This is a genomic window from Actinospica durhamensis, assembly GCF_018139695.1.
Taxonomy (GTDB): Bacteria; Actinomycetota; Actinomycetes; order Streptomycetales; family Catenulisporaceae; genus Actinospica; species Actinospica durhamensis.
On sequence record NZ_JAGSOG010000696.1, the window covers coordinates 1 to 519 of the forward strand.

The window sequence follows — 519 nt, forward strand, 5'->3', positions numbered from 1 at the left end:
CGGGTGCCGGGTTCCCCCATTCGGACACCCCCGGATCCAAGCCCTCTCGGCGGCTCCCCGGGGCCTATCGCGGCCAGACACGTCCTTCATCGGCTCCTGGTACCAAGGCATCCACCGTGCGCCCTTAAACACTTACACACAGAGAACAAACTTGATTCGTCGCATTCAAGCGACTACTAGATGCTCGCATCCACTATCCAGTTCACAAACACCCCACCGAACCCCAGACCACCAAGACACCACCAGCTCCACACCCCCCGAAGGGAGGACATGGCCGGTATGGCGCCGGGCCTGGACCCGGACCAGAAGACACACCCCGCGTTACGGGCTGTCCCTTCAGGACCCAACAGCGTGCCACACGCACCACCCCGGGGGGCGGTGCGAAGAATCGTCGACGTTTCCACCCATGAGCTCCGCCACCGGACACTCGCCGGTGAAGCGGGTCTGGCCCGGCCGGCCCACTACAGGCCTACCTGGGCAGATGCTCCTTAGAAAGGAGGTGATCCAGCCGCACCTTCC

1 rRNA gene is annotated in these 519 nt (G+C 64.0%); it reads right to left on the reverse strand.

Going from position 1 to position 519, the window contains the following annotated elements:
- Positions 1 to 138, reverse strand: a 23S ribosomal RNA gene (locus KDL01_RS41770); the annotation flags it as partial.
- Positions 139 to 519 lie beyond the last annotated feature (381 nt).